This window comes from Shimia sp. (assembly GCF_039969785.1).
Lineage (GTDB): Bacteria > Pseudomonadota > Alphaproteobacteria > Rhodobacterales > Rhodobacteraceae > Shimia.
Genome location: NZ_JBDVNC010000033.1, coordinates 222,681 through 247,697 on the forward strand (window position 1 = coordinate 222,681; position 25,017 = coordinate 247,697).

The window sequence follows — 25,017 nt, forward strand, 5'->3', positions numbered from 1 at the left end:
GGAATTCGCCCTCCCTGACATGAGAATACGTAGTACTTGGTATTTCCAGAATGGGGGGGCAAAGCTAGGCTCGGTCCACTTGCAACGATCCGCCTGAGCGTCAAAAGAAGCGCCGGGCTGAACTAATTCTGGGAGGATTACCTATATGGATCGTCGTTCTTTTCTGAAAACCTCAGCTTTGGGTGGCGCTGCCGCCGCGACCACTTTGGCCGCTCCGGCATACGCACAGGGCAAGCGCACATTGACCATGGTGCAGTCTTGGCCACGTGGCTTTGCGGTTCTCGATGACGCTGCAACCTATCTGCAGACCATGGTTGGCGAAATGTCTGATGGCATGCTGACAATCGACAAAAAAGCACCGGGCGAGCTTGTAGGCGCGCTGGAAGTGTTTGACGCCGTGTCTTCGGGGCAGGCGGATATGTATCACTCGGCTGATTATTATTTCATCGGTCAGCACCCTGGTTACGCCTATTTCACAGCTGTGCCATTTGGTGGCACCGCACAGGAAGTCAGCAACTGGTACTACCACGGTGGTGGTGAGCAGCTGCACGACAAGCTGGGTGAAATCTTTAACCTCAAAGGTCTGCTGGCTGGTAACTCAGGTTCGCAGTCTGGTGGTTGGTTCCGTAAGGAAATCAACTCGGCGGCAGACTTTAACGGTCTGAAATTCCGTATGCCGGGTCTGGGTGGCAAGGTTCTGGGTAAACTGGGCGCTTCGGTTCAGAACATTCCCGGTGGCGAACTGTATCAGGCATTGTCATCTGGCGCGCTGGACGGTCTGGAGTGGGTTGGCCCAATGGCCGACGAACGCGCCGGCTTCCAGGAAGTTGCCAAGATCTATTACACTGCGGGTTTCCACGAGCCGGGTTCGGCGCTGGCCGCCAACATGAACCTTGATGTGTGGAACGAGCTGAGCCCTCAGCACCAGGCGATCATGCGTTATGCGTCTATGGCCACAACGCAGCTTCAGCTGTCTGAAACACTTGCCAACAACGGTGCCGCGCTGGCCCGTCTGCAGGCACAGGGCGTCAAAACGCTGCAGTTCTCGGACGATGTCTGGGATGCGTTTGGTGCAGCATCAGCCGAAGTCATGGATGAAAACATGGGTGACGAGCTGTTTGCAGAAATCCGTGCGTCGTTTGAAACATCGCTGGCCAATTCGGCAAGCTGGATCAACAAGTCGGACGGCTATTATGTTCAGCAGCGTATTCGCGTGCTGGGCGGCTAAGGCCGATTTCGTTTAAAATTAGTGGGTTCCGAGGTTTCGGAACCCACGATTCGGTCTGAACGGGTTACGTCTTAACCGCCTGTTCCACCAACACATTCCCAGGGGGGGTAGCATGCAGGACGAGGGCGGACTAGGCTTCGGCGCGCTTGTGGACGGCATCTGGTGGTTTATCCAGAATATCGGGATGGCCTTTTACAATTTTGGATACGCTGTAACGCATCCTGAGCTTTGGTTGGACTGGTCCAGCAAAGAAGCCGTGATGCGGTTTGTATATTATGGCGGATCCGTCGAGTTTTTCTTTGTAGCGTTCACACTCTTTTTGGTGGTCACGGCTGTGGGCATCTGGCGCAACAGCTTTATGTGGGGCTGCGTGCGGGTGCTGGAAGGCTTTGCCAATACAACGGGTCGGTTCTTTGCGTGGGCCGGTCTTTTTATGGTTCTGCAACAAGTTATCATCGTATTTATGCAGAGGATTTTCACCCGGCCGGACATTGTGTTCGGGTTCGGTATTCCGCTGCAGTTCGACATCAGTTGGTACGCTGAAGAACTGAAGCTTTACAATGCGTTGGTTGTCGCTCTTTGTGCGACTTATACGTTTGTCCAAGGCGGGCATGTGCGGGTCGATCTTGTGTATTCGGCGGTGTCGCACCGTGCGAAAAAATCCATCGATATGTTTGGTGCGCTGTTTTTCATGATGCCAATGGCCGTGCTGATCTGGATGTATGGCTGGTACTTCATGTGGCGCCATCTGATTGTTCCCAAGCCGTCGGCGTCTGACACGCTGGAGCGTCTTTTGCTCAAATCCCGCGCCATGCGCTGGAACGTAGAGCTGATCGGGCCTTCACCAAATGGCTTTACCGCATATTTTCTGTTCAAAATCCTGCTCGTCGCCTTTGCTGGCATGGTCTTCCTGCACGCAATTGCCTTTTTCTACCGCTCGTACCTTGAGCGCAAAGAAGGCATGGAAAGCGATGGCAAGTACCTCGACCGCGATACGTTGGGCGAGGGTGAAGAAGCCTACGAAGGCACACACTGATTTAAGGGGCAGTTACAATGTTGTTAGGACTTGATGGGGTCGAAATCGGCCTGATTATCGTCTTTCTCTGCCTTTTCGGGGGCATTCTCTCGGGGTTTCCGGTTGCGTTTGCCATCGGTGGTGCGGGGATCATTTCATTTGGGATCATTGCGGCGCTCGATAGTGCTGGCATTCTGATCCATCAGGCGATTGATACGTCGTCTGCCATGTATGTTGATCTTGTCAGTCAGGGGATCAAAGCGGACACGATTTCGGTTTTCCGATACCCTGATTTACCGCGTGTTGATCAGGCCGTTTTCCCACGTGGCTGGGAAGTTGCGATGGACCGTAATGTGTCGTTCATTGTAAACCGGATTAACGAACGGGTTCTTGCTGGGCAGTCGATTGAAACGCTTCTGGCGGTTCTGATGTTTGTTCTGATGGGCATCACGTTGGAGCGGTCCAAGATCGCCAATGACCTTTTGACCACAATGGCGCGCGTCTTTGGACCGCTGCCCGGTGGTCTGGCCGTGTCGGTTGTTGTTGTGGGTGCATTCCTTGCCGCCTCGACAGGGATTGTCGGCGCGACGGTTGTAACGATGGGTCTGTTGTCGTTGCCGACCATGTTGCGCAACGGGTATTCGCCAGAGCTTTCGACCGGTGTTATCGCTGCGTCGGGCACGTTGGGGCAGATTATTCCGCCGTCCATCGTGATTGTTCTGTTGGGCACTTTGGCGGGCGACCTTTATTCGGCCGCCCAGGAAGCGCGCGCGCAAACTGCAGGGTGTACGGATGCGCTGACTTATCTGGGTGAGCCGGCGGTTGTGTCGGTTGGTACGTTGTTTCAGGCGGCGCTCTTGCCGGGCATTATGTTGGCACTGCTTTATGCGCTTTACGCATTTGGTTATGCGTTGTTTAACCCGTCAAAGGCACCTGCCGTTGCAATGGGGACCACCAGCTCCGAACCTATAAGCCGCAACGAAGCCTTTACATGGCTTCTGGGTCTTCCGGTTTTGGTCATCGGTGGCTTCTTCCTGCTTGGCAATGTCGGCGTGATTGGATCGCAGTCGCTTCAGGTGGATTCATATACTGATATTGGCGAGGCAGCATCGTTGCGCACCAATGTTGGGGATGAGTGCAAAGCGTCGATGATTGAACTGCATGGCCAAGAGGCATGGGACGCAGCCGTTGCAGAATCCGCAGCAATTGAGGCCGATGGTGGCGTTAAACAAAGCGTTAAACTGTCGCCGGAAGATATTGCCGCCAAGGTTGCCGAAAAGGAAGCTGCCGCCGCGCCAATTGGCACCGGTCTTGCAATCCTGATGGCAATGGCCGCGCTGGTGTTGATCTTTGCCCGGGGCGTCAGCCCTTCGGCAGTTCGCACTCCGCTGATCATTGGCGCGGTCGGGATCGTCCTAACGCTGATCGTAGATATTGTGCTGGTTGCGCCGTCGACATCATCGGGTGCCAGCGTTGTGTTGTGGCTTATTCCTTTCGGGCTGACGGCTTACGGATGTGCGCGTGCCGCGGGTTATCTGGCGAAGAACGAATTGATCCGCGTAGTGTTTCCACCGCTTGTTTTGATTGTTGCGGTGCTGGGGTCTATTCTGGGCGGTATCACCAACCCGACGCCTGCCGCGGCCCTGGGGGCTGGTGGTGCGCTGATGCTGGCGGCCTATCGCCGACTGAAGGACGAAGAGCGCAGCGGCAAGGTGATCCTGTGGGCGACCATGGCAATTTTGCTCAGCATTCTGATTGGCATCAACTTTGATCTGCGCATCAATCAGGACGGTGTCAGCTTTGAAAGCTGGGTGGCGTTCTTTGTCGCCTATGCGGCGTATCTTTATGCTGCGTTTGGTCTGTTGTTCTCGTGCTATGTGCTGTTCAAAGGTGGCATCCTGACGCCGGTCGTGCGCGAAACGGCCAAGGTGACATCTATGGTGTTTACCATCCTGATCGGATCGCAACTGCTTAATCTGGTTGTGATTTCCTTTGGAGGGGAACACTACATCCAGCAGTTTCTGAAGAGCTTTGACAACGAATTCACCGTGTTCCTGATTGTGATGCTGGTGTTGTTTGTGCTGGGCTTTGTGCTGGATTTCCTTGAGATTATCTACATCGTGATCCCGATTGTGGGGCCGGTCATTTATGGCGGTACGTTTGACCCGAAATGGGTGACAATCATGATTGCGGTGAACTTGCAGACATCCTTTTTGACGCCGCCATTTGGGTTTGCGTTGTTCTACCTGCGCGGGGTTGCCCCCAAAGAGGTGACGACGCGGCATATCTATCGTGGTGTCTTTCCGTTTGTGCTGATCCAAGTTGTAGGAATTGGTCTGTTGTGGGCCTTCCCGTCGGTGGTGACGATCCTGCCAGCTTTGATTGGGCACTAACCCCTGTGAGCGAGGGGTGAAACGGGGGCCTTCGGGCCCCCGTTTCTATTTCAGGGGCGGGGTCAGTTGCAAAAGATCCCAGCGATTGCCAAACGGATCCTGCCACACGGCCACTTTGCCATAGGGTTCATCACGCGGTGTTTCTTCAAAGAACACGCCTTTGGCGCGCATGTCAGCATAGGCATCATCAAAGCTGTCTGTATGCAAAAACAGACCGACACGCCCGCCAAACTGATTTCCGACGGCGGCCTTTTGTACGGCGCCACGTGCCTGTGCGAGAAGGATGCTGGTCTGGCTGCTCGTATCCGGCGCTATCAGCACCCAGCGTTTGCTGTCGGGCAGGGCGATGTCCTGACGCAGATCAAAGCCTAACACTCCTACGTAAAAGGCCAGTCCGGCATCGTAATCCGGAACCAGAACAGAGATTGCGTGCAGATGTCGGGCCATTGATCAGGGCCGGCGCGCGCACATGTCCGGCAAAGAGATATTGGCAACCTGTTCAGCAATTGGATCTGTCGAGAGTGGGTGCAGGTCCGCTTCGAACCCGTCGGGATCGTTCATGGCTTGCCAACGCCCGCCGGAAAAGACCTCTAGCCCCGAGAAGCTGGCCTTGTAGCCCATTTTGGAACTGCCGGGCACCCAATATCCCAGATAGACATAGGGCAATCCGGCCTCTCTGGCGATTTCGATGTGATCCAGAATCAGATAGGTGCCAAGGCTGCGCCGTGGCAATCCGGGTTCATAAAACGAATACACCATGCTGAGCCCGTCTTCGAGCATATCGGTCAGACTGACGCCGATCAGGTCTTGGGTGTGTTTATCGGTATATTCGACAACACGGCTGCGGATGGGTGTTTCCTCGATCATTGCCGCAAATTCGAACACATCCATGTCGGCCATGCCGCCATCGGCATGCCGGTTGTCGAGATACCGGCGAAACAGGTCAAACTGGTCTTCGGTGGCCCAGGGCGAAGTGGCGCGCCGTTGAAGATCGGCGTTGCGTCGGACTGTGCGCTTTTGACTTTTGGACTGGGAGAAATTGGCAATATTGATGCGAGCCGACAAGCAAGCGCAGCAATCGGCGCAAGACGGACGGTAGAGGACATTTTGTGATCGCCGGAATCCCTGATGGGACAGCGCATCATTCAACTCCGTGGTGTTGTCGCCTTGCAGCGCAGTAAACAATTTCCGCTCCATCCGACCTTCAAGATACGGGCAGGGCTGCGGGGCCGTCACATAAAACTGGGGCGCAATGGGGAGCGTGTGGCGCATATTATCCTGTCAGTCGTTCACTTTGACGATAGCAACAGGAATTTTCCACGCCAAGCCCCGGAAGTGCGTCAATTGCACTCCCGGGACATTTAGGCGGTTAATAGCGGGCAATTCGGTTGATTGCGACGGTGCCCATAACATGGTCGGTCAGACCCTGAGCGCGCGATGAGCTGAGCATCAGCACAATCGAGATCAGTTGCAAAGGTGTGATGGCAACTGAAACGTAAAACCCGATTGTGTGCAAAAGAGCAGTTGCAAAATCAAATCGATCACCGGTTTGGCGGCGCATTTCGATCGACATTAGCCGCATGCCCCAGGTGGCCGATCCGCTTGCCAGTGTCAGAACGCGGTAGGCAAACCCAACCACGGCCATCAATGCCGGAAAGAAGAAGATGCCAGTAAACGCGGTGAACGGCAGAACCACCACACAGACAACGGCAATCAATGCGACATCGACAAACCACGCTATCAGACGTTTGGTGGTGACATCTTTGTAGAACTCTGCCTGGGTTTCGGGATCAGGCAGGGCAAAACTGCGAAACGACATATATTTTCTCATTTAAAAAAGGGAACCGGAGCAGCGGGAGGAGTACTGCTCCGGGAGGTAAGTGCCTGGAGATCAGGCGCTTGCGGATTGATCGCGGCTTTCAGTCGCCTTTTGGGCACGTTCGTCCATGAATTCATCGAATTCGGACTTGTCCTTGGCGGCACGCAGGCGTTCCAAAAAGTCTTCAAAACTTTTCTGCTCATCTTCCAGACGACGCAACGTGTCCTCGCGGTAGGCATCAAAGGCCGAATTTCCGGTCGGTGTCATCATGTGCATGCCGCGCTTAAAACGGTGGGTACTGCAGGAGGATTTCTTGAACATCTGCTTGCTCCAGATCATGTAGAAGAGAAGGGTCAGCCCGACGGGCCAGAAAAAGACAAAACCAAGGACCATTGCGGCGATCCAGGCGCCTTTGCCTTTGCTGTCAAGCCAGGCCTCGGCGCGCGAAAACCAGCCCAGGGGTGAGGTTTCGTGGGTGGCGGCTACAGGTGTCATGCGGGTCTCCATTGTTGGTTTTAACGGTTGATGTAAATCGTGTTCACATTGAATAGATTGGTGTTTGTCTCGATGGGTGCAAGGGTAGATGTAAATCTTTTTTACATTTTCGACTTAAGTATTTGTAATAAATTTGTAATATAGAAAGAAAAAGTTTGACTATTCTGTGAAGTCGGCTTGTTTTGCCCCGGTCAATCCGGGCAAAAGCTGTGGATTTATGGAAAACACGTGATTTGGGGTGCCTGCTGCTGCCCAAACCAGATCAAACTGCAACAGGCGGGGATCAAGAAATGCGACTGTGGGTGACGTATGGCCAACGGGACTGACGCCGCCAATCGCAAATCCGGTTTGCTGGCGAACCAGCACGGCGTCAGCCTTGCCCAGCGGCTCACCGGCTACGGCGCTCGCCTTGACCGGGTCAACCTGATTGCCACCGGCGGTCAGAAACAGGATCGCATTGCCGCTGTTGAGCCCGCAGAAAATGATCGACTTGGCAATCTGATCCAGCGTGCAATTCACGGCGTCTGCGGCCATCTGGGCGGTGCGGGCGCCGCCCGTTTCGTGAATGTCATCTGGCAAACCGGCTGCTTTCAGCGCGGCGCGCACACGTTTCAGACTTTTGCTCATGATACATTCCTCGATGATTGGCAAAAGGACAGCGCAAGGCCGGGTCAATGTAAAGTGCTGTTGACGGGTTCCGGGTGGCATTGCAGGGTCAGGGTATGATACAAAACGATAAAGACGACACGCTGACACTTGATCAGACGCTGGCACTGGAACGCAAAGTCTGGGAGGCCTTGGTAGCGGGTGAACCTGAGGCGGATGGCGCCATGTTAACAGAGGATTTTCTTGGGGTGTACGTGTCAGGGTTTTCCGACCGGGCAGGGCATATGGCAGAACTGAGCGGCGGGCCGACAATGGCTGAGTTTCGGTTGTCGCAAGCCCGCCTTATGCGCTTGGGTCCCGGACGGGTGCTGTTGTCGTATCGTGCAGAGTATCGCAAGCCAGCCCGGAAATCCTGGGAAGCGATGTATATCTCGTCGCTTTGGGAACGGCGCGGGGCGGCGTGGCTGAATGTGTTTTCTCAGGACACTCCGACGCCCGTTTAACCGGATATGGCTGCTACTGCCATCGCGGCGGATCCCAAATCACCAAACCTGTGCGCCGTCAGGCGCGCCGCTGAATTACACCTGCGACCGGAACGAATATTGACGTCTGGCGCGCCGGGTCACACAGTCGCCTCATGACATTTGATAGCAGAATGACCCGCTTGCCCCGCGCTTTTGACACTGATCTGGGGGACGAGGCTTTGCGCGCGGTGCCCGGACTGGCTGGCGATGTGGCGCAGTTGGTTCAGGGCACGGGCGGTTCCAGCCCTTATCTGAAATCTCTGATCGAGCGAGAGGCCGCATGGCTGCCAGAAGCTCTGGATGATCCGGACGGCGCGCTGACGCGGTTGTTTGCGGACCTGCGCGAAGTTGCCGCTGACAAGCTGCCCGTCGCCCTGCGTCATGCAAAACGCAAAGTCGCGCTGATCACTGCGCTGGCTGATCTGGCCGGGGTGTGGGCATTGGAAAAGGTCACCGGGACGCTGACGGACTTTGCCGATCTGGCCAGTCAGGTGGCGCTTGAGGCGGCGATTGGCGCCGAAATCCGGCGGGGTAAATTGCCCGGTGCCAGCGACGAGGATATCCCAACTGCTGGCGGTATGGTCAGTCTGGCCATGGGCAAGATGGGTGCGCATGAACTGAATTACAGCTCGGATATTGATCTGATCTGCCTGTTTGATGAAACCCGGTTTGATCCGGATGACTATCATGACGCGCGCGCCAGCTTCATCCGTGCGACCCGCAAAATGGCAGCGATGATGAATGACATCACAGGGGATGGGTATGTGTTTCGCACCGACCTGCGCCTGCGTCCAGACCCGGCGGTGACCCCGGTTTGCCTCGCGATGGAAGCGGCAGAGCGGTATTACGAAAGCGTGGGGCGCACATGGGAGCGTGCGGCCTTTATCAAGGCGCGCCCCTCTGCCGGTGATCTGAATGCAGGGCAGCGGTTTCTGGATACGCTCAGGCCGTTTGTGTGGCGCAAGCATTTGGATTTTGCGGCCATTCAGGATGCTCATGATATGCGATTGCGCATTCGCGAACACAAAGGTCTGGGCGGTGGGATCACCCTGCCGGGACACAACATGAAGCTTGGGCGCGGTGGGATTCGTGAGATTGAGTTTTTCACCCAGACGCGCCAGCTGATTGCCGGTGGGCGTGATCCCTATCTGCGCGATCGCCATACTGTACCTGCGTTGCGCAAGCTGGCATCCAAAGGGTGGGTGCCAGAGGATGTCGCGGATACGCTGTCCGATCATTACCGGTTTCATCGAGAAGTCGAACACCGCATTCAGATGGTGAATGATGCGCGGACCCATTTGCTGCCCAAAAGCGAGGAGGGGCTGGAACGTATCGCCTGTCTGATGGGGCGTGATCTGGCAGAGCTGAAGTCGGATTTACGCGCCCGTTTGACCGAGGTGCACGAGTTGACCGAAGGATTCTTTGCGCCTGACGCGCCCGGTGCAGGGCAGGAACACGCATTTGATCCCGAAGTGCTGGAACGCTGGCAAACATATCCCGCTTTGCGCAGTCAGAGGGCGATGGAAATCTTTGGTCGATTGCGGCCGGAAATCCTGAAACGCCTGTCAGACACGGCGCGCCCGGACGATGCGCTGTTGGCGCTGGATGGGTTTCTCAAGGGGTTGCCCGCCGGTGTTCAGCTGTTTTCGCTGTTTGAAGCAAACCCTCAATTGATTGATCTGTTGATTGACATTGTTGGCACGGCCCCCGCTCTGGCGCGTCATTTGTCACGCAATTCTGGGGTGTTTGATGCGGTGATCGGGGGCAGTTTCTTTGCCACATGGCCGGGCGAAGGTGCTTTGACCGACGAATTGTCCAAAAGCCTTGCGCGGGAAGGTGACGATTATGAACTAAAGCTGGATACGGCGCGTCGCTGGGCCAAGGAATGGCATTTTCGCGTTGGGGTGCACCATCTGCGTGGCTTGATTTGCGCAGATGAGGCCGGACGGCAATATGCTGATCTGGCGTCGGCCTGTGTGTCGGCGCTCTGGCCGGTTGTGACTGATAAGTTCGCGGAAAAACACGGGCCGGTTCCTGGTCGCGGGGCGATTGTGCTTGGTATGGGCTCACTTGGCGCACAGCGGCTGAACGCAACGTCCGACTTGGATCTGATCGTGATTTACGATGCAGACGGCGTTGATTTCTCGGACGGGCGCAGGCCTTTGGCGTCGCGTGCATACTACGCCCGTCTGACCCAAGCGATGGTCACGGCCCTGAGTGCCCCAATGGCGCAGGGGCGTCTTTACGAGGTGGATATGCGGTTGCGCCCCTCGGGCACCCAAGGTCCGGTGGCGACCTCGGTTGGATCGTTTCGGAACTATCAGGAAAATGAGGCGTGGACTTGGGAACATCTGGCGTTGACCCGGGCGCGTCCTATCACCGGTCACGGCGCGCTGATGGATGAGATTGAGCATTTCCGCGGTGAGATACTTGCCAAAGCGCGTGAAGAAGACACATTGCGCACCGATGTGGCCGAGATGCGCAGACGAATTGCCGGGGCCAAAGCGCCAGACGGGCCGTGGGATGCCAAAATAGGGGCAGGTCGGCTGCAGGATGTCGAGCTGATCAGCCAGACCGGCGCATTGCTGGCCGCTGCAACAGCGCGCAGTGTGGTCGAGGGTTTGCAGGCAGGTGTCGCAATTGGATGGCTGGATGCCGCCGAGGCGACAGAGCTGAGCACGACCTATGCGCTTTTCTGGCAGGTGCAGCTGGCGTCCAGGCTTTTGTCTGGTGCAACCCTGAATACACAGGATATTGGTGCCGGAGAGCGGGCGTTTTTGTTGCGTGAGACTGGTGAGGAAACACTGGAAGCATTGGAAGCCCGAATGCAGGCTCAGTCTGAGCGGGCCGCAGTCATTATAGAAACGGCGCTGACCCGCAGTGCCCCGTCCGGAGCGTAGAATGGCCAACAATGAATTCGATCCCAAGGGCCTGATCCGGGAAAGTTATCGCATTGAGGGGATCACAGCAGAAGAATGCCGGTCCATCTTTCTGGACTGGGCGTTGTCGCTGAGACAGGGTGTGGAAACCAACGATGCGTTGGAGCCGTTGTTGGCTGAGTATGAGACTGCATTCCCACAGCATCCGATGACTGACCTCATGCGTCAGGGGCTTTTGAGTATCAAGACGCCCAGACGTCGGGGCGGTTGGCGGTCACGCAGCAGAAGCTAAGCAAAACGCAGTTATTTACGTCGAAATTGCCCGTAAATGACCGAAATCTTGGGCAAATACCCATGAAATGAACCACCCGTGTCGCAATCTCGCCCCATTTGACGGGCAATTTCTCTTCAAACAGCAGAGGTCAGAACGGCCCGAGGAGATGGACATGAAGTTTGTTCGATTGATTGCAGCAATGACACTTGGACTGGCCGCAGCAGGATGTGCGACTGTAGATACAGCCACACGCAACGTGCCGTTTGAACCCACACCAAGTGATATTTCAGCTCCGGCGCCGTCCTTTTTCCTTGCGGACATGCATGTGAGCGTACCAACCACATTGAAGGTGTCAGAAGCCAACCGGTTCTATCCAGGTGGCGACATTGTCTGGCGCGGTGACGTATACGGAGATCGCTACGATCAGGTGCAGGCAATTTTTGAAGAGAGCATCCGCATTGGTGCCGCTCCTTTGGATGGTGTCCGCCCTGTGAAAGTTGAGATTGAAGTCAAGCGGTTCCACGCTTTGACGGAAAAGACCCGCTACAGCGTAGGTGGTATCCACTCAATCGATTTTGTGATGACCATCGTTGATCCGCTGACCGGTGAAGTTTTGCGCGGTCCTAAAGAGATCAAAGCCGATCTGGTCGGATATGGTGGATCCAAGGCGCTTCAGGCCGAAGCACGGGGTCTGAGCCAGAAATATCGGATCACACAGCATCTGGCACGGGTGGTTCGTGACGAGATGAGCCTGCCACAAGGGTTCCTGCCTCCTAAGGGCGGCGTTACAGCCCGGATCAATCCATTGACCCCGGTTCAGCCACTCTGATCTTTTCACCAGATCGATAAAGCTTTAGGAGGACGGCATGACGCTGTCCTCTTTGCCTTTTGTCCGCCTGAAACCCAAAGCCAATGCCCGTGCCATTCGACACGGGTTTCCTTGGGTTTACGATAATGAACTTGTCACCGACCGACGCACCAAGGCGTTGAGCCCGGGCACGCTGGCTGTGTTGGAAGACAGCGACCGCCGCCCCTTGGGTGTGGTCGGAACCAATCCGGGATCACGTATTTTTTGCCGGATGCTGGACCGTGACCCGGCAGCGCAGATTGATCAGGATTGGTTCGCCGCGAAATTCCGCAAAGCATTGGATATGCGCGACCGGATTTACGATGCACCGTATTATCGTTTGATCCATGCCGAAGCGGACGGATTGCCCGGTGTGGTGGTCGACCGGTTTGGCGAAGTTGCCGTGGTGCAACCCAATGCCGCCTGGGCAGATACGCTGTTGGATGAAATGATCGCGGCCTTGGTGGACGTGACCGGGATCAGCTGTGTTTTGAAAAGCGGATCAGGCCGGGCGCGCGTGTTGGAAGGGCTGGACGAGGAAAGCGGTGTTTTGATTGGCACAGCGCCAACAGCGCCGGTGCCGGTGATCATGAACAGCGCGACCTATATGGCGGATCTGACCGGCGGGCAAAAAACCGGGCTTTTCTATGATCAACGTCCCAATCATGGATTTGCGGCCAGGCTTTGCAAAGATGCAAAGGTGTTGGATGTGTTTTCCCATGTTGGCGGGTTTTCTTTGGCGGCATTGGCTGGCGGCGCATCGGGCGCGCTGGCGGTGGATGGATCGGCGGCAGCGTTGCAGTTGGCCGAAGAGGGCGCCGAGGCCGCCGGTGTGCAAGACCGGTTCGACACAAGGCGCGGCGACGCGTTTGATGTTTTGACAGCCCTCGCAGAAGAGGGCGCGACATTTGATGTGGTGATTTGTGACCCGCCTGCGTTTGCGCCGTCAAAGCCTGCGCTGGAAAAAGGCCTGCGTGCGTATGAGCGGGTGGCGCGTCTGGCGGCCCCGTTGGTCAGCGAAGGCGGCTATCTGGGATTGTGTTCCTGTTCACACGCCGCGGATTTGCCCAAGTTTCGGGGCGCATGTGCGCGCGGTATTGGGCGGGCAGGGCGTCAGGCGCAACTGATCCACACCGGGTATGCCGGACCGGATCATCCGTTGATGCCGCAACTGGCCGAAAGTGGCTATCTCAAGTCGTTGTTTTTCCGCCTGTGAAACGGCTGTTGCTGGATACATGTGTTTTGTACCCGACAGTGATGCGGGCGGTGTTGTTGGGGGTGGCGCGCGAAGGTGCGTTTGAACCGCAATGGTCTGCGCGTATTCTGGAAGAATGGGCCCGTGCGGCGCGCAAGCTGGGACCATCTGGCGAAACGCAGGCGCGCGGTGAAATTGCGCTGTTGCGCAGCGGCTGGCCCGGCGCCGAAGTGACATGGAAACCGTCGTTGGAAGCGCGCCTGTGGTTGCCGGACCCTGCGGATACGCATGTGTTGGCAGCGGCTATTTCGGGATCGGCGGATGCCATCGTGACAATGAATGCCAAGGATTTTCCTCGCAACGTTTTGGCGGAAGAAGGGTTGGAACGGATCGACCCCGACGGGTTGTTGCGTGCAATCTGGGAGGATGACCCAGAGATGGTTTCGAGTGTATGTGAAACCGTTCGCCAAGAGGCTGATCGGCTGAGCGGAGAGACATGGCAGATGCGCGCGTTGCTGAAAAAGGCGCGGTTGCCGCGGTTGGCTAAGGCAGTGAGCTAATAAGGCGCGTACCAAGGTAGGATCTGAGCGCGTGTTTCGACGCGTGTCGGGGCACTTTTTTGTGCAATAAACCCGCATTATGCGGATGGCGATATTGTTGGAGAGGCTAAAATGTCTGAATACCTGTTTGAACCCGCGCCGGTGTTTTCCATTCCGGTTCTGGGGGAAACTGCGCAATATCCTGTGCGCCGCATTTTCTGTGTCGGGCGTAACTATGCCGCCCATGCCGCCGAGATGGGTGGTGAGGTCGACCGCGAAGCGCCGTGGTATTTCACCAAATCGGTTCCACATGCGATTCTGAGTGGCAACGACTCGCCATACCCGCCGGGCAGTTCGAACTATCACCATGAAATGGAATTGGCATTTGCCATTGGCACGCCTGTGTTTCGCGCCAGTGCGGCCGAAGCAGAAGACGCGATCTTTGCGTATGGCTGTGCATTGGACATGACGCGCCGGGACCGTCAGCAAGATGGCAAGGACCATCGTCGTCCGTGGGATTTGGGCAAGGACGTTGAAGATTCGGCCGTTTTTGCGCCTATGACCCGGGCAGATGCAGTTGGTGTGATCGGTGATCAGCGTATTTATCTGGCCGTGGACGGAGACATGCGTCAGGACGCGACGCTGAACGATATGGTGTGGAGCTGTGGCGAGATCGTAGCGCATCTGTCTCGCTATTATCACCTGACACCCGGCGATGTGATTATGACCGGAACCCCGGCTGGTGTTGGGGCTGTTGAGGCCGGGCAAGAGATCACTGGCGCCATTGACGGGTTGGAGCCAATCCAGCTGCGCATCGGCTCGCCAGAATAGACAGGCATTACTCCTGAGGTGAAAAACCTCAGGTAGGCGCTTGATAGTTACAAAAACAACTAATATTCCCCCCAATATGGATTTGGTTGCGTTGTTAAGTTTCAGCGGTCAGTCATTGGCTGGTACTGAAACGATGCAAGGCTTGGCGGAGCTATAGCAGAACGCCTTGTTGGGTGTGAAATCCGCACTTCATTGACCGAACGGACGGTCGATGATAGGGCAATTGCGACTGAGATCCAGCGTGCCCCTCGCAGAGGATGGGGGCAGCACTGAAAGAAGGCCATCGTGCCTGTTGCGAGGAGACGACATGTTGAAATTCATGGAACGGATTGCCCGACTTATGGCGATCTTTGGGGGGATTGTGCTGACAGTGCTGGTCATCCTGACATGCCTGAGCATTCTGGGACGGAGCCTGAATTCCATTGGCCATTCTGAAATGCTGACCGGTCTGTCACAAGGGCTTGCGGATTTGTTGCTGGCGACCGGCGTAGGTCCGATCAACGGAGACTTTGAGCTGGTCGAGGCCGGGGTGGCCTTTTCTATCTTTGCGTTTTTGCCGGTGTGCCAGCTTTATAGCGGTCATGCGACGGTGGATGTGTTTACGTCCTTTATGTCGGACCGGGTCAACAAGATCCTGATCACCTTTTGGGAAGTGGTGCTGAGTGCTGTGATCCTGTTGATCACTGCCCGCCTATACGAAGGGATGATGAGCAAACTGGGAAACGGCGAAACGACTTTTTTGCTGCAATTCCCGATCTGGTGGGCCTATGCGCTGAGCTTTGTGGGCGCGGTTGTGGCCTCGATCGTTGCGATCTATTGCGCGATTGCACGTGTGCTTGAGCTGATCACGGGGCGCAAATATTTGCCGCTGTCCGAAGGAGCGGTCCATTGAGTATGCTTGAACTGGGCTACATGTCCTTTCCCGTTTTGTTGGTGATGATCTTTCTGCGCGCGCCTATTGGTCTGGCGATGATGCTGTGTGGCCTGGGCGGGTTGTACTTTGCCATGGGCGGAACGAACATGTTCATGGCCAAGCTGAAAAGCGAGACCTACACAACCTTTTCCAGCTATTCGCTGACCATCATCCCGATGTTTTTGTTGATGGGGCAGTTTGCGACCTTGTCGGGCATGTCGTCAGCCTTGTTCAAGGCCGCCGAAAGCTGGTTGGGACACCGTAAGGGCGGAGTGGCGATGGCGTCGGTTGGCGCTTGCGCAGGGTTTGGCGCCATTTGCGGATCATCGCTGGCGACTGCGGCCACGATGAGCCGGGTCGCGTTGCCGGAATTGCGCCGCTATGGCTATGCCGGTGGATTTTCGACCGCCACGTTGGCCGCAGGAGGGACGTTGGGTATTCTGATCCCGCCGTCGGTTATTCTGGTTATCTATGCCATTCTGACAGAACAGAACATTGCCAAGCTGTTTCTGGCAGCGTTTGTGCCGGGAATTCTGGCCGCTATTGGCTATATCATCACAATCTCGATCTATGTGCGCGTCAATCCCAAGGCAGCGGGCACACGTGCGCCAATCCCGTATTCAGAGCGGGTTCGGGCGCTGATCGACGTATGGCCGGTGCTGTTGGTGTTTGGTCTTGTGGTCGGTGGTATTTATCTGGGCTGGTTCACCCCAACCGAGGGCGCCGCCGTTGGTGCCGCAGGTACAGGAGTGATTGCTTTGATCTCGGGCAACCTGAGCTGGCGCGTGTTCGTCGATAGCATTATCGCCACGGCGATGAGCACTGCGATGATCTTCTTTATCGTGTTGGGGGCCGGGTTCTATAATTCGTTTCTTGCGCTCAGCCAGGTGCCACAGGAATTGTCGGGCTGGGTTGTCGGACAAGGGTTCAGCCCGTGGACCGTTTTGATTTTGGTGCTGGCATTCTATCTGGTGTTTGGCTGTTTGATGGACAGCCTGAGCATGATCCTGTTGACGATCCCGATCTTTTTCCCGGTGATCAGCGCGTTGGATTTTGGCATGTCACCAGAACATGTGGCGATCTGGTTCGGTATCCTTGTGCTGATTGTGGTTGAGGTTGGATTGATCACACCGCCGGTGGGGATGAACCTGTTCATCATCAATGCAATGGATCGGTCGACCCCCATGTCAGAGACCTACAAAGCGGTGATGTGGTTTGTCACAAGTGACATCCTGCGGGTGATCATTCTGGTGTTGTTCCCGGCGATCACATTGTTCCTGATACCGTAAGCCATTGAAATAATGAGAAGGCAGGCATGTCCTGCCTTTTCTTTTGACATAATAGTTATGAAGTATAATTATTATACTAATTATCGATTCTGTCGGGTGCGATTATCTGCATCCAAAAGGGGAGGCTATGGTGGCTAATATGCTGAAGATTGAAATGTCCGAAGAGGGCATTGCCACGCTGACAATGAACCGGCCCGACAAGCGCAACGCCATGTGTGATGCGTTGTTGCAGCAGATTGACGGCTTTTTCTCGGATGTGCCCAAAGGGGTCAAAGTTGTGGTTCTGACCGGGACCGGCGGACATTTTTGCGCCGGGTTGGACCTGAGCGAACATGTGGAACGCAACGCAGAAGACACGATGCGCCATTCCCGAGGGTGGCATAAGGTGCTGGATCAAATCCAGTATGGCGGCGTTCCTGTGGTTTCGGCGATGTTCGGGGCGGTTATTGGCGGCGGGTTAGAGATTGCAACGGCGACCCATGTGCGTGTGGCCGAACCGTCGACTATCTTTCAACTGCCCGAGGGGCGACGCGGCATTTATGTGGGCGGCGGCGCGTCGGTTCGGGTGGGTCGCATTCTGGGGGCCGATCGGATGATCGAAATGATGCTGACCGGGCGCAAATACAACGCCGAAGACGCGCTGGCGCTGGGACTGACGCATTATGTCGTGAGCGAAGGAGAGGCGCTGGCCCGGGCGCAGGAACTGGCGCGCCAGATCGCGTCAAACGCGCCATTGTCGAATTACGTGATGATCCAGGCGTTGTCCCGGATCGAAGATATGGACAAGGCCGGGGGTCTGTTCACCGAAAGCCTGTGTGCGGCTTTGACCCACACCAGCCCGGATGCCGTCGAAGGGTTGCAGGCATTTTTGCAAAAACGCGACCCGAAGTTTGGGTAAGCAGATGGCGCGGCGTGCAAAACAAACGCAGGATCTGGTACCGGTGTCGGACGCGTCGCTGGCCCGGTTTATGGGCTATCATATGAAGCGGGCGCAGCATGTGATGATCTCCGACATGAATGCCGTCATTCAGCCTATGGGATTGCGGATGATCACGTTTTCCGTGCTCAACATGGTGGTTGAAAATCCGGGGTTGCGGCAATCTCAACTGGCCGACGCATTGGTCATCGAACGCCCCAACCTGGTTGTCATTCTGGATGGGCTTGAGGAGCGAGACCTGATCTCGCGCGACCGGGTGCCAACGGATCGACGTGCCTATGCCCTGAACGCGACCCTTGCCGGGCGACAGCTGAGCGATGCTGCGATCTGTGCCATCGAGGCGCATGAAGCACGGATGCTGGCAGGTGTCAGCGACGAAGATCGCAACACGGTTTTGCGGGTGCTGGGACAGGTCAGGCGCACCAAACCCGGGGCGGAACAATGAAACGGACATCGCGGTTCGCGCCTCATAACGTGACCCACGAAATCCGGGATGATGGCACAATCCTGTACCGGTCTGCATATGCGTTAGAGCCATGCGTGCGCCATACCTGCGACTGGTTGCATCAATGGGCCAACAAAGCGCCGGAGCGCGTGTTTCTGGCAGAACGCAGCGGTGCTGGGTGGCGCACCGAAACCTATGCGGCTGTCTTGGAAAGGGTGCGCGCGATTGCAGAGACGTTATTGGCGCGCGGTCTGAGCAAAGACACGCCAATTCTGATCATCTCGGGCAATGGGGTCGATCACGGGTTGCTGTCGCTGGGCGCGCAATATGCCGGAATTCCCACTGTGCCAGTGGCAGAACAATACGCCTTGATCCCGGGGGCGCACGCGCGGCTATGCCATGTTGCCGAGCTGATCCGCCCGCATATGGTCTATGCTGCGGATGCCGGAGTGTTTGGCGATGCGCTGGCTTTGGATGTGTTTGACGGCATTGAGAAAGTCGCCAGTCGCCCATGTGGCGCGGCGGGCATTACACCGTTTGGCGATCTTTTGCGCGGAGAGTCCGCTGTGAATACGGATGAAGTGTTTTCAGCGCAAGCACCTGACACCGTGGCCAAAATCCTGATGACAAGCGGGTCAACATCCGAGCCCAAAGGCGTTTTGACGACGCATCGCATGATGTGTGCCAATCAGGCGATGATTGCGCAATCTCTGCCATTCCTGAAAGACCGGCCACCGGTTATCGTTGACTGGTTGCCGTGGAACCATGTGTTTGGCGGATCACACAATTTCAATCTGGTGCTGGCCAATGGCGGGTCGCTCTATATCGACCAAGGCAAACCCGTTGAGGGGCTGTTTGACACCACGCTGGAAAACCTGCGGCTGAAAACCGGCACGCTGAGCTTTAATGTGCCGGTGGGGTTTGGCATGTTGCTTTCCGCGCTGCGCGACGACGACGCTTTGCGCCAACGCTATTTTGAGAACCTTGATCTGGTGTTTTATGCCGGGGCGTCGTTACCGCAAGACATTTGGGATGGGTTCGAGGCCATGGCGATGGAGGTTAAGGGCGAAGTGCCCTTGATGACCTCGTCTTGGGGGCTGACCGAGACCGCGCCAGCCACAATGATCCAACAAGAACCGACGGATCGGTCTGGCGTCGTTGGAGTGCCGATGGCCGGCGTCACGCTAAAGCTGGTTCCGGACGGTGAGATGCGTTGCGAAATGCGGGTCAAAGGGCCAAACGTGACGCCGGGCTATTTCAGGGACGACGCCAAAACCAAAGCGGCCTTTGACGCCGAGGGGTTCTTTTTGACCGGTGACGCGATGCGGTTTGTGGACCCGATGGATTTCAACCGGGGCATGCGGTTTGACGGACGCCTGTCCGAAGACTTCAAACTGTTGACGGGCACATGGGTGCGGTCCGGGCAGGTTCGTATGGATATGTTGAATTGTCTTGCCCCAATTGCGACGGATGTGGTGGTGACCGGTACGGACCGGCACGACGTCGGCCTCATGATCTTTGTGAACCCTGACGCGGTGCAAGCGGGCGGGTTTGATTTGTTGGAAAAAGACGGTGTATTTGCGGATGCTGGCCTGTTGGCCGAAATCAACCGCCGATTGACCAAATGGAACGGCCGGACATCGGGCAGCGCGTCACGCATTGCGCGCGCCATCCTGCCAAGCCGGGCGCCTGACATGGCAGCAAGCGAAGTCACGGCCAAAGGAAACCTGAACGCCAACCGAATTCTGGAGCGACGCAAAACGTTGGTTGACCGGTTGTATGACGGGACCGACCCGGATGTGGTGCGGCTATGACCGCGTCGCATGCAATGGCGAAAGAAAAAGGAAACTGGCGATGATTGATATTTCCAAACTGCGTGCAATTGATATTCACACCCACGCCGAAGAGCCCTGTGGGTGTCATGGGGATGACGGGTATGATGATTTGCAATCCACTATGGCCAGCTATTTTGGCGCGCCCTGGTCGCATCCTCCGACGATCCCTGAAACGGCGGCACATTACCGCGAGCAGAATATTGCAGCGGTTATTTTCCCTGTCGATGCAGAACGTGAAACCGGATATCGTCGTTACAAGAACGAGGAAGTCGCTGAATTAGCGGCAGAAAATGATGATGTGCTGATCCCGTTTGCGTCGATTGATCCCTGGAAAGGCAAGATCGGCGTGCGCGAGGCCCGACGGTTGATGCGCGAGTTTAGCATTCGCGGATTCAAGTTTCATCCAACCATGCAAGGGTTCTATCCCAACGATCGCATGGCATATGCGCTTTATGAGGCCATTCAGGATGAAGGCGGCATTGCGCTGTTCCACACCGGGCAAACCGGTGTCGGGTCCGGCATGAAGGGCGGTAATGGTATGCGGCTGAAATATTCGAACCCGATGTATCTGGATGATGTCGCCGTGGATTTCCCGGACCTGAACATTATCATGGCGCATCCCAGTTTCCCTTGGCAGGAAGAGGCGTTGGCAGTGGCGCAGCACAAGCCCAATGTATACATTGATCTGTCGGGCTGGTCGCCGCGTTATTTCCCGGAAATTTTGGTGCGATACTGCAATTCTATCCTGAAGAAAAAGGTTCTGTTTGGGTCAGACTGGCCGATGATCACCCCGGAACGCTGGCTAAGCGATTTTGAACAGATCAACATCAAGGACGAAATCCGACCCGACATTCTAAAGGGCAATGCCGCCCGGTTGTTGGGATTTGTCTGACGCCCGTATTTGTATTGGACCGTGCCACTGAGTGGTCCCGAATTGGCGAACTGCTTGCCCTTTGTCGAGGGTGGCTGCACTGTGAGGTGGCTTGGGGAAGCAATGCGGGGAGCAGGCAATGGGCATCAGATTTTTTTCAGATAAAACGAGACAGGTGCATCTGGGGCCGTATCCGCTAGAGCGGTTAGAACGCGGCGCTATGCCGGACCTGGACAGAGTGCGCGCCGATGGCAGGCTAAGCTTTCATCGCCCGGAGCGCCCGGAAAGCATTGTGAATGCGATGGGTGAATTTCAGGCGATGATGGACGCCATTCGCGATGGCCTGGTCAATAAAGTAACCTCTGAGATACCCGATGACCCAGCTGAGCGGGCCAATCATCTGAAAGCATTTGGATATTTCAACGATACGTCGATGGTCGGCGTTGGACCGGTGCCGTCTGCGGCAATCTTAAAGACCGCGCGACAGAATCCGGATATCGGGCGATTGTCAGATGCGCTAAAAACACGTCAAACCAAGACGTTGGCCAGCGGTATTGACGTTATTATGGCGGACCTCAAGGAGAGCATGCAGGCGCCGCCAACAGGAATTGAGGGGCAGGAAAATTGTATAGTTTTTCTGATGGAACATTGGCGCGCCCCCGAAGTCGGTGAACCGGGCAGCGACTGGATACTGGATGCTCAGGATCACCGGGCGTGCCTGCGGGCCACGGAAACAGCGGTTGTGATTGCCAACTATATCCGGATTTTGGGCTTTAATGCCAAGGCGCACACGGCGACCTCAAGCGATGTCGACATGAACCGACTTGGCGTGGCGGCTGGGCTGTTGTCATATGAAGACGGCAAGCTGATCGCGCCATGGTTGGGTGAGCGGTTTGGACTGGCTGTTGTGACCACCGACATGGAGTTGTCACATGATGCGCCCTTGAAACCCATGGCGGCGCAGCCATGGTTCCGCACACAGGGTCCGGCATGGTGGCTGGGCAAGGGGTTTGCCAAATCGGCAATCAATCAGGACCCTTTCCGCCAACGTGATTATGCCTCTGGTGCGCACCCGTTTGAACGGTTGAAGCGCGTGAAGACCCCAACCACTTACATCGACGAAGCGCGGGTAGCGCGGGTGCCCAAGCGCGCGGATATGTTTGCGCGGGCCCAGTTTGGCGACATGGGCAAGGCGCTTCAGGATGGGGCAAAGGGCGGGTATTACGCGCGAAAGGCCGCGCCAAGTTTTGCGCAAAGGCGGGCGTTGGGGGCGTTTGTTCTGTTGCAGGATGGTGAGTCCTTAGACGCCAAAAAACCAACAAATCCAGAGCGTAATGCCGCGAACCTTAAGGCCGCGACCTATTTCCTTGGAGTGGATGCTGTTGGGCTAAGCCGGTGCCCGGAATGGTCGTGGTACAGCCATGATGCGACCGGTGAGGAAATTGTCCCTCCCCATGATCAGGCGGTCAGCATGATTGTCGATCAGGGGTACGAAACCATGGAAGGTGCCAGTGGCGATGACTGGATTTCCGTAGCGCAATCCATGCGGGCCTATCTGCGGTTTTCGTTGCTTGGTGGTGTGATCGCCCAGCAGATCCGCAATCTGGGGTACAAGGCCAAAGCGCATACGGTGATGGACGGCGAAGTGCTGCAACCACCGCTGCTGTTACTCAGCGGGCTTGGCGAAGTCAGCCGTATTGGCGAGGTTATTCTGAACCCATACCTTGGGCCGCGTTTGAAATCGGGTGTAGTGACCACGGACATGCCGATGGATCATGACCAACCCATTGATTTTGGACTGCAAAATTTCTGTGAGAACTGCAATAAATGCGCGCGTGAATGTCCGTCGGGGGCGATCACTGCGGGGCCAAAGCTGATGTTCAACGGCTATGAAATCTGGAAGTCGGACAGCCAGAAATGCGCGACTTACCGGATCACCACACAGGGCGGTGCCATGTGTGGGCGGTGTATGAAGACTTGCCCGTGGAACCTTGAAGGGTTGTTCGCAGAGGCGCCATTTCGGTGGGCCGCGTCGCATTTCCCATCTTTGGCTAAGCCGTTGGCCAAGCTGGATGATGCGGTTGGCAATGGCGGTTTGAACGACGTAAAAAAGTGGTGGTGGGACATCGAGTTAGAAGCGGACGGCGCGTATCGTCCGACAAAGCATGAGTTGAACCGCCGGGATCTGCAGCGCGATCTGGACCTGAAATACGAAGATCAGACATTGGCGGTTTATCCGGCACACATTGCGCCGCATCCATGGCCATATCCGTTTATGATGGATCGGGAGGCTGGGATTCAGGCATATGAATCAATGGTTTCAGCAGAGGAACACAAGCGTCGTGTCGCGGCAGGCGATATGTCTGTTGTGCATCGCTATACCATTCAGGGTGACGCGCCAGTGGTGCGGGTTGAGATTTCCAAAGTCGAAAAAATGACGGCGGATGTGACCAAGTATGAGTTCTCCACTTTGGATGGGCACCAATTGCCAGAATGGACCGCCGGGGCACATCTGGATGTATTAGTGGCGCCGGAGTTTCTGCGTCAGTATTCAATGTCGGGCGATCCCAAGGATCGAAGTGTTTTTCAGATTGGTGTGTTGCGCGAAGATGAAGGGCGCGGTGGATCAGCGTTGATGCACCGTATTTTCAATGAAGGTCGTAAAGTTTTCGTTTCCAAACCGATCAATCATTTTGAGTTGGTCGAAGACGCGACAAAAACGTTTCTGATGGGGGGCGGCATTGGCATTACGCCGATGATTGCCTTTGCACATCGCCTGCATGAGATGGGGGCAGATTTTGAACTACATTACTCTGCGAGCCGCATGGATGGCGCTGGATATATAAATGATCTCAAGCAGATGCCTTGGGTTGATAAGGTTCAGTTCCATTTTTCGGATCAGGGCACGCGCGCAGATCTGGACAATATTCTGAGCGGATACAAAGCGGGCTGGCATGTCTACACATGCGGGCCTGATCGGTTCATGGACGGGGTTATGCAAGCGGCCGAGCAACAAGGGTTCCCGGAAGAGGCGCGGCATCTGGAATATTTCAGCGTCCCTGAACAGCCGGAATACGAGAACCATGATTTTACATTGAGGTTAAAGGATGGCCGCGAACTTGTTGTTCCTGCTGATAAAATTGCGACGGATGTCTTGCTGGAGCATGGTGTGCATGTGGATGTGAAATGTTCGGATGGGATTTGTGGTGTATGCAAATGCGGCTTGGTTTCTGGGGCTGTGGAGCATCGGGATTTTGTTTTGTCAAATAAACAAAGAGAGACATCTGTCATCCTGTGCCAAAGCCGTGCGGCTGAGCCTGAGGGGGTGATCGAGATCGATTTGTAGCGCGTTCTGTGGCTCAAAACAGCGCGTCGGTCTGACGTCGGTATTCTGTCGGTTTTGCGAAGGTGTCAAAATTGGTCCGGGGTCAGCCGGATTATCGATTAGAGCGACCCCGTGCGCATGATCTCAACGAGGGCTGACAATACGGCGTCAGCCGCGACGGATGCCAAAATCATGCCCATGACCCGGCTGATGATCGCAGCGCCTGAATTCCCGATCACCCGGATAATCGGGTCAGCGAGCAGCATAAAGAAACAGGCGATGGCCAGCACAGCGACCATCACAGCGGCGGTCAGCGCCTGATCAAGAATGGCAACCTGGGTGTTGTCTGTTAACAGGACAATCGCCAGCATGGCGCCGGGTGAGGCCAATGACGGTACCGCCAGCGGGAAGATGGCGGGGGACGGTCGCTCGCCGGTGGCACGTTCGTCTGCTTCGGTTGACTGCAGATCGCTTTCTGACTTTGAATCGCCAAATATCATGGTGAGCGCAAAGAGGAACAATACGATGCCGCCCGCAACCTGAAACGACAAAAGGCTGATGCCCAGCGCGTCGATCAGTATCTGACCACATACGAGGAAGAACAAAAGCACGCAAATGCTGACCAAAGTGGCCAGCAATGCCGTTTTCCGGCGTTCACCGGCCGTCATCGCCGCCGTCAGGGCGACGAATACCGGGATCGTGCCAATCGGGTCGATGACAACCCAAAGCGTAACAAAGCGGTCCAACAAATCCATTG

At 56.0% G+C, this 25,017-nt stretch carries 23 protein-coding genes; 17 read left to right on the forward strand and 6 right to left on the reverse strand.

From position 1 onward, the window contains the following. The first annotated feature begins 145 nt into the window (after positions 1 to 145). The 3 genes from ABJI08_RS15440 to ABJI08_RS15450 all read left to right on the forward strand — a co-directional run bounded on the left by ABJI08_RS15440 (position 146) and on the right by ABJI08_RS15450 (position 4,636). Positions 146 to 1,228, forward strand: a complete 1,083-nt coding sequence (locus tag ABJI08_RS15440; RefSeq protein ID WP_348402731.1) for a TRAP transporter substrate-binding protein — start codon at positions 146 to 148, stop codon at positions 1,226 to 1,228. 112 nt (positions 1,229 to 1,340) lie between these two features. Then, the gene (locus ABJI08_RS15445) at positions 1,341 to 2,264 is read left to right on the forward strand and encodes a TRAP transporter small permease subunit (protein ID WP_348402732.1); all 924 of its coding nucleotides are present in this window, start codon (positions 1,341 to 1,343) and stop codon (positions 2,262 to 2,264) included. Between the two features lie 17 nt (positions 2,265 to 2,281). Beyond that, entirely contained in the window at positions 2,282 to 4,636 is a 2,355-nt protein-coding gene (locus tag ABJI08_RS15450) for a TRAP transporter large permease subunit (RefSeq protein WP_348402733.1), read from the forward strand. 45 nt (positions 4,637 to 4,681) lie between these two features. Here ABJI08_RS15450 and ABJI08_RS15455 read toward each other — a convergent pair whose 3' ends face one another. From ABJI08_RS15455 to ABJI08_RS15475, 5 genes are all read right to left on the reverse strand, one after another. Further along, a complete protein-coding gene (locus ABJI08_RS15455; protein WP_348402734.1) occupies positions 4,682 to 5,083 on the reverse strand; it encodes a VOC family protein in 402 nt (133 codons plus the stop codon). Positions 5,084 to 5,086: 3 nt separating this feature from the next. Then, a complete protein-coding gene (locus ABJI08_RS15460; protein ID WP_348402735.1) occupies positions 5,087 to 5,908 on the reverse strand; it encodes an arginyltransferase in 822 nt (273 codons plus the stop codon). Between the two features lie 97 nt (positions 5,909 to 6,005). Beyond that, positions 6,006 to 6,455: an RDD family protein gene (locus tag ABJI08_RS15465; RefSeq protein WP_348402736.1), complete on the reverse strand. Its 450-nt coding sequence runs from the start codon at positions 6,453 to 6,455 to the stop codon at positions 6,006 to 6,008. Positions 6,456 to 6,527: 72 nt separating this feature from the next. After that, positions 6,528 to 6,950 carry a DUF2852 domain-containing protein gene (locus tag ABJI08_RS15470; RefSeq protein WP_348402773.1) on the reverse strand — a complete coding sequence of 141 codons (423 nt, stop codon included), beginning with the start codon at positions 6,948 to 6,950 and terminating at the stop codon, positions 6,528 to 6,530. A 159-nt stretch (positions 6,951 to 7,109) separates the two neighbouring features. Beyond that, positions 7,110 to 7,577 (reverse strand): YbaK/EbsC family protein, encoded by a 468-nt coding sequence (locus ABJI08_RS15475; protein WP_348402737.1) that lies wholly within the window; start codon positions 7,575 to 7,577, stop codon positions 7,110 to 7,112. Between the two features lie 95 nt (positions 7,578 to 7,672). Here ABJI08_RS15475 and ABJI08_RS15480 point away from each other — a divergent pair, with 95 nt between their 5' ends. The 14 genes from ABJI08_RS15480 (at position 7,673) to ABJI08_RS15545 (ending at position 24,281) form a co-directional block, all read left to right on the forward strand. After that, complete coding sequence (locus ABJI08_RS15480; protein WP_348402738.1) at positions 7,673 to 8,059, forward strand: nuclear transport factor 2 family protein; 387 nt, start codon at positions 7,673 to 7,675, stop codon at positions 8,057 to 8,059. 134 nt (positions 8,060 to 8,193) lie between these two features. Beyond that, positions 8,194 to 10,980, forward strand: a complete 2,787-nt coding sequence (locus tag ABJI08_RS15485) for a glutamine-synthetase adenylyltransferase (protein WP_348402739.1) — start codon at positions 8,194 to 8,196, stop codon at positions 10,978 to 10,980. Position 10,981: 1 nt separating this feature from the next. After that, positions 10,982 to 11,251 (forward strand): hypothetical protein, encoded by a 270-nt coding sequence (locus ABJI08_RS15490; protein WP_348402740.1) that lies wholly within the window; start codon positions 10,982 to 10,984, stop codon positions 11,249 to 11,251. A 154-nt stretch (positions 11,252 to 11,405) separates the two neighbouring features. Continuing rightward, entirely contained in the window at positions 11,406 to 12,062 is a 657-nt protein-coding gene (locus ABJI08_RS15495) for a DUF6778 family protein (protein WP_348402741.1), read from the forward strand. Between the two features lie 37 nt (positions 12,063 to 12,099). Further along, positions 12,100 to 13,296 carry a class I SAM-dependent rRNA methyltransferase gene (locus ABJI08_RS15500; RefSeq protein WP_348402742.1) on the forward strand — a complete coding sequence of 399 codons (1,197 nt, stop codon included), beginning with the start codon at positions 12,100 to 12,102 and terminating at the stop codon, positions 13,294 to 13,296. An 8-nt stretch (positions 13,297 to 13,304) separates the two neighbouring features. Continuing rightward, positions 13,305 to 13,835, forward strand: coding sequence for a PIN domain-containing protein (locus ABJI08_RS15505; RefSeq protein ID WP_348402743.1), 531 nt, complete (start codon positions 13,305 to 13,307; stop codon positions 13,833 to 13,835). Positions 13,836 to 13,946: 111 nt separating this feature from the next. Beyond that, on the forward strand, positions 13,947 to 14,645 hold the full coding sequence (locus ABJI08_RS15510; protein ID WP_348402744.1) for a fumarylacetoacetate hydrolase family protein: 699 nt from the start codon (positions 13,947 to 13,949) through the stop codon (positions 14,643 to 14,645). Between the two features lie 307 nt (positions 14,646 to 14,952). Beyond that, entirely contained in the window at positions 14,953 to 15,537 is a 585-nt protein-coding gene (locus tag ABJI08_RS15515) for a TRAP transporter small permease subunit (RefSeq protein ID WP_348402745.1), read from the forward strand. Beyond that, the gene (locus ABJI08_RS15520) at positions 15,534 to 16,847 is read left to right on the forward strand and encodes a TRAP transporter large permease (RefSeq protein ID WP_348402746.1); all 1,314 of its coding nucleotides are present in this window, start codon (positions 15,534 to 15,536) and stop codon (positions 16,845 to 16,847) included. Before ABJI08_RS15515 ends, ABJI08_RS15520 begins: the two co-directional genes overlap by 4 nt. A gap of 139 nt (positions 16,848 to 16,986) precedes the next feature. Beyond that, complete coding sequence (locus ABJI08_RS15525) at positions 16,987 to 17,745, forward strand: crotonase/enoyl-CoA hydratase family protein (protein ID WP_348402747.1); 759 nt, start codon at positions 16,987 to 16,989, stop codon at positions 17,743 to 17,745. A gap of 4 nt (positions 17,746 to 17,749) precedes the next feature. Further along, on the forward strand, positions 17,750 to 18,229 hold the full coding sequence (locus tag ABJI08_RS15530; RefSeq protein ID WP_348402748.1) for a MarR family transcriptional regulator: 480 nt from the start codon (positions 17,750 to 17,752) through the stop codon (positions 18,227 to 18,229). Then, complete coding sequence (locus tag ABJI08_RS15535) at positions 18,226 to 20,043, forward strand: feruloyl-CoA synthase (protein ID WP_348402749.1); 1,818 nt, start codon at positions 18,226 to 18,228, stop codon at positions 20,041 to 20,043. Before ABJI08_RS15530 ends, ABJI08_RS15535 begins: the two co-directional genes overlap by 4 nt. 40 nt (positions 20,044 to 20,083) lie before the next feature. Beyond that, positions 20,084 to 20,956, forward strand: a complete 873-nt coding sequence (locus ABJI08_RS15540) for an amidohydrolase family protein (RefSeq protein ID WP_348402750.1) — start codon at positions 20,084 to 20,086, stop codon at positions 20,954 to 20,956. Positions 20,957 to 21,074: 118 nt separating this feature from the next. Beyond that, the gene (locus tag ABJI08_RS15545) at positions 21,075 to 24,281 is read left to right on the forward strand and encodes a reductive dehalogenase domain-containing protein (RefSeq protein WP_348402751.1); all 3,207 of its coding nucleotides are present in this window, start codon (positions 21,075 to 21,077) and stop codon (positions 24,279 to 24,281) included. Positions 24,282 to 24,379: 98 nt separating this feature from the next. On the opposite strand, the gene ABJI08_RS15550 is transcribed toward ABJI08_RS15545, so the two are convergent. After that, positions 24,380 to 25,015, reverse strand: coding sequence for a MarC family protein (locus tag ABJI08_RS15550; protein ID WP_348402752.1), 636 nt, complete (start codon positions 25,013 to 25,015; stop codon positions 24,380 to 24,382). Positions 25,016 to 25,017 lie beyond the last annotated feature (2 nt).

Excerpts from the sequence above, each read along its gene's own strand:
- ABJI08_RS15440 (WP_348402731.1), top strand. The coding sequence starts at position 146 with ATGGATCGTCGTTCTTTTCTGAAAACCTCAGCTTTGGGTGGCGCTGCC.
- ABJI08_RS15445 (WP_348402732.1), top strand. The coding sequence starts at position 1,341 with ATGCAGGACGAGGGCGGACTAGGCTTCGGCGCGCTTGTGGACGGCATC.
- ABJI08_RS15450 (WP_348402733.1), top strand. The coding sequence starts at position 2,282 with ATGTTGTTAGGACTTGATGGGGTCGAAATCGGCCTGATTATCGTCTTT.
- ABJI08_RS15455 (WP_348402734.1), bottom strand. The coding sequence starts at position 5,083 with ATGGCCCGACATCTGCACGCAATCTCTGTTCTGGTTCCGGATTACGAT.
- ABJI08_RS15460 (WP_348402735.1), bottom strand. The coding sequence starts at position 5,908 with ATGCGCCACACGCTCCCCATTGCGCCCCAGTTTTATGTGACGGCCCCG.
- ABJI08_RS15465 (WP_348402736.1), bottom strand. The coding sequence starts at position 6,455 with ATGTCGTTTCGCAGTTTTGCCCTGCCTGATCCCGAAACCCAGGCAGAG.
- ABJI08_RS15470 (WP_348402773.1), bottom strand. The coding sequence starts at position 6,950 with ATGACACCTGTAGCCGCCACCCACGAAACCTCACCCCTGGGCTGGTTT.
- ABJI08_RS15475 (WP_348402737.1), bottom strand. The coding sequence starts at position 7,577 with ATGAGCAAAAGTCTGAAACGTGTGCGCGCCGCGCTGAAAGCAGCCGGT.
- ABJI08_RS15480 (WP_348402738.1), top strand. The coding sequence starts at position 7,673 with ATGATACAAAACGATAAAGACGACACGCTGACACTTGATCAGACGCTG.
- ABJI08_RS15485 (WP_348402739.1), top strand. The coding sequence starts at position 8,194 with ATGACATTTGATAGCAGAATGACCCGCTTGCCCCGCGCTTTTGACACT.
- ABJI08_RS15490 (WP_348402740.1), top strand. The coding sequence starts at position 10,982 with ATGGCCAACAATGAATTCGATCCCAAGGGCCTGATCCGGGAAAGTTAT.
- ABJI08_RS15495 (WP_348402741.1), top strand. The coding sequence starts at position 11,406 with ATGAAGTTTGTTCGATTGATTGCAGCAATGACACTTGGACTGGCCGCA.
- ABJI08_RS15500 (WP_348402742.1), top strand. The coding sequence starts at position 12,100 with ATGACGCTGTCCTCTTTGCCTTTTGTCCGCCTGAAACCCAAAGCCAAT.
- ABJI08_RS15510 (WP_348402744.1), top strand. The coding sequence starts at position 13,947 with ATGTCTGAATACCTGTTTGAACCCGCGCCGGTGTTTTCCATTCCGGTT.
- ABJI08_RS15515 (WP_348402745.1), top strand. The coding sequence starts at position 14,953 with ATGTTGAAATTCATGGAACGGATTGCCCGACTTATGGCGATCTTTGGG.
- ABJI08_RS15525 (WP_348402747.1), top strand. The coding sequence starts at position 16,987 with ATGCTGAAGATTGAAATGTCCGAAGAGGGCATTGCCACGCTGACAATG.
- ABJI08_RS15530 (WP_348402748.1), top strand. The coding sequence starts at position 17,750 with ATGGCGCGGCGTGCAAAACAAACGCAGGATCTGGTACCGGTGTCGGAC.
- ABJI08_RS15535 (WP_348402749.1), top strand. The coding sequence starts at position 18,226 with ATGAAACGGACATCGCGGTTCGCGCCTCATAACGTGACCCACGAAATC.
- ABJI08_RS15540 (WP_348402750.1), top strand. The coding sequence starts at position 20,084 with ATGATTGATATTTCCAAACTGCGTGCAATTGATATTCACACCCACGCC.
- ABJI08_RS15545 (WP_348402751.1), top strand. The coding sequence starts at position 21,075 with ATGGGCATCAGATTTTTTTCAGATAAAACGAGACAGGTGCATCTGGGG.
- ABJI08_RS15550 (WP_348402752.1), bottom strand. The coding sequence starts at position 25,015 with ATGGATTTGTTGGACCGCTTTGTTACGCTTTGGGTTGTCATCGACCCG.